Genomic DNA, 3,124 nt, shown 5'->3' with positions numbered 1-3,124 from the left:
ACTCGACCCTACGGCCAGATTCATCGCGGGAAACAGCACGCCCAGGGCATACAGCCTCGGCCCGATACCCCATCGGGTGCGCAATATCAACGAGGCAAGCGCCTCGCACTCGCACCTGATAGCCGAGCTGCTCCAGATCGGCGATGGACTGGCGCAGTACAAGGCCATCCGAATCGACAACATCGAGCTGGCCGACCTGGCGAGAGCGGCCTGCCACAGTCGCAGTAATAACGGCACGGACAGCGAATGTTCGAGGCGCGTACGGATGATTCAGCTCAACAGCAGGAACAGCAGTCGGTTTACCAACCAGAGCACCAATATCCAAAGGATCAGGCGAATCAACAGGAAGCGCAGAACTCGCAGCAGGAACCGGAGCGGCGGAAGCAGCAGGCGCCTTGCTAGCGTTAGCAGGCCCAAAGTCAATTCCGCCGAGAGATAGTACAGCGACAATAAGAAGGGCAATAAATACCAAGAGTGCAAGTAGCTTAGGCGACTTGAAAAGACTCTTTCCGGCTTTTGTATCTTGAGTTTTTCCTGTTGCAGTTGATTGGTAGAGCTTGAATGTGTCGGGCTTGATTCGCTTGTATTCAATTACAGTTCCCTCCATCGGCGGGCGGTTAATTTGGGCGTCATGTTGAGCTTCTTTATAGCGACCAGCGATACCGATAACAGCGAGATTGGAATGCTTGTAAGCCATTTCACACGTCATGCGAATATCATCACGGATATAAGCAATGTTCGGCGTAGTCAGGACAATATCCCAGTTCCAATGTCTATGGCGGGTCCAGCCATCGAGCCAACTCATGGGTCGATCAGCAACAGCAGCAGCTTCAGGACCACCAGGGAAATCGAAACGCTCTAAATCTTTCTCGCGCCAAGCCTTGGGGAATACAAGCTGAGTTTCATCAAAAATGATGAACGCGCCGCGAGGTGCCCATTGGAACCAAGTGCGCATGCGCTCCATATCCTCCAGAGACTCAAGGTCAAGATTGATAATGTCAACGGCATCAGGAAGGGTCGGCATTGCCTGCAAAACACGCTCAAGCGTAAAGCCGCGAACATTCGTAATAATGAGCCGACCCTCTTTAAGAGCAGGAACCGCATCATCCTGAATAGCGCCAGAAGTCTTATAAGAGCCGTTAGGTCCGTGATGGATTTTAATAGACATAATTAGCGCCCCATGAACGGTACGAATTTAAGAGCAAAGCGCGTCGAAAGTGCAGAAAAAATAATATTCAGCGCCTGGGGAATGCCGAAGAACGTCAAAACATTCGCAACATCAGCCGGAATATCACCCCAACGCCGTCTAACGCCCTCGGACACACCAAGATCAGACATAACCTCGCGAGCAGCCCCATAAGCAATCTCAAGGGCGAATATTTGAACTTGAACCCATGAATACATGATCGACTTGGTAAGAAGAACAAGTCCGTCCTTAACGAAGTCATAGATACCAGTAGTAAGGAAATCCCAAATGAACTGAAAGAACAAAATCACTTGATCGACAAAAGCAGCAAGCCACTCCATAGGATTAATCTCCAAGAATAATGATGGCGCCCAGGGCCGCAGCCGCTAAAAGCAGCGCATAACGCAAATAAGCCAACTGATCGGAATAATCGGCCGGACACAAGCGCAATGTAGTGGAAGAACCAGTACCGAAACTAACAGGGAAGGATTCGCACGGCAAAGAGCCAGAGCCGCCGCTCAAACCAAGATCAAACACACCTTTGAACTGGCCCGAAAGTTGTTCAACCTTCGAATCAAGCTCGCCACGAACATCCGTTAAACGCTGATCCCATTCGGCGATACCCTCGGCGAAGCTACCCTGCTCGCCCTGAACAAGGGAGCCAGAAGGCCCGTCACCGCCCTCCTCCTGCTCTTCCTCGCCCTCATCACCAGAACCATCGCCGGCGCCAGAACCGCTGCCAGAACCGCTACCAGAGCCGCTACCAGTTCCCTTGCAGCTGTCGCCCTTACAGTTCGACGAACTAGAGCCAGACGAACCATCCGACCTGGTGTTATTAACGTTAGTAATAGTGGTGGAAGTAGTGGAGCAGGCATTAGTGCCAATACACTTCTTTGTCTCGGTCTTCGTTTCTGTAGTGGTTTTCTTACCTCCATCCGGAGTGGACTCAGTAGTTACTTTAGTCTCCGTAGTTGTCTGAACAGCTTTAGGGCCCTTGCTTTTAACACACGTCATCATTCCGTTAACACTACCAAGAGAACCACCAGACTGAACACAATCACGCTGATCTTTGAAAGTGTCAGTCTTTGTGCATGCACTTACTTGACGCCCTTCACCATCAGTAACAGTAGCCGTACATTCATTATCAGAACTGGACTCGGTTGGAGGAATATCATTATCAGCAGCATCGGCTGGCGGAGCACTACCGCAGGACTCGCCACTAAATGAACCGTAGTAACGAAAAAGAACCTTCTCAGAAACATCGGACTTATAAGCGCGGACAGAACTAGAGAAATCAGAATCCGTAACGATAGCCAAACAACCGCCAATACATGCTTCGAATTGTATATGCGTACTATCCCATTGTGTTGTCTGTCCCTTTTTATCATCACACTCATTCGGCGCAGCATCACATTGACCAGTCTGAGGGTTATAAATACCACCCTCACAAGCGGGGACATTACAAGAAACGACAGAGCCCTTATTAACCTCCGGATTGTTATACGGGTAATCAAGTGGGCGTTCACGCCAGCGACAAAAGCCAGAATAACCACCCGACCAATAAGCGTAAGTTTTGCCATTGGAAACTATAGGCGGCGGATAGAAGGCCTCACAAGCAGTCTGTCGGTCAGGATAACAAGCCGCAGTATTTGAAGACTGATGCTTATAGCCGATAGTTGCAGCACTGGAAATGCCGCAATAAATTACGGAACAAGTCAGAACAATATAAAACGCCAGACACGAAGAAATCTTGCGCATATTAATACCACCCAAAGAAAACCCCGCCGAAGCGGGGTCTATTGCATCGGCACAAGTTGCCAAGATCGGTCAGAAGAACTCACCAATCCTGAAACCGGTGATAAAGGCGCCCGCAATGAAGGCGCCGAGCATGACCGACCAGAGCACCGAGGCTTAGGCCTTGCGGAGCATGCCGAAGAT

At 50.3% G+C, this 3,124-nt stretch carries 3 protein-coding genes; all 3 read right to left on the bottom strand.

Features of this window, described 5'->3' with window-relative positions; genetic code table 11:
- On the bottom strand, positions 1-1,168 hold a 1,168-nt coding region (locus N5D30_RS25980; RefSeq protein WP_279911328.1), incomplete at its 3' end, for a zonular occludens toxin domain-containing protein.
- Positions 1,169-1,170: 2 nt separating this feature from the next.
- On the bottom strand, positions 1,171-1,527 hold the full coding sequence (locus N5D30_RS25975; RefSeq protein WP_279911327.1) for a DUF2523 family protein: 357 nt from the start codon (positions 1,525-1,527) through the stop codon (positions 1,171-1,173).
- Positions 1,528-1,531: 4 nt separating this feature from the next.
- Complete coding sequence (locus N5D30_RS25970) at positions 1,532-2,944, bottom strand: hypothetical protein (RefSeq protein WP_279911325.1); 1,413 nt, start codon at positions 2,942-2,944, stop codon at positions 1,532-1,534.
- Positions 2,945-3,124 lie beyond the last annotated feature (180 nt).

Origin of the sequence: Pseudomonas sp. GD03875, from assembly GCF_029840585.1 — a bacterium.
Lineage (GTDB): Bacteria > Pseudomonadota > Gammaproteobacteria > Pseudomonadales > Pseudomonadaceae > Aquipseudomonas > Aquipseudomonas paralcaligenes.
This window is presented reverse-complemented; position numbering and strand designations above follow the sequence as displayed.

Bases quoted from the DNA above. Each gene is read 5' to 3' on its own strand.
- N5D30_RS25970 (WP_279911325.1), bottom strand. From the start codon at position 2,944: ATGCGCAAGATTTCTTCGTGTCTGGCGTTTTATATTGTTCTGACTTGT.
- N5D30_RS25975 (WP_279911327.1), bottom strand. From the start codon at position 1,527: ATGGAGTGGCTTGCTGCTTTTGTCGATCAAGTGATTTTGTTCTTTCAG.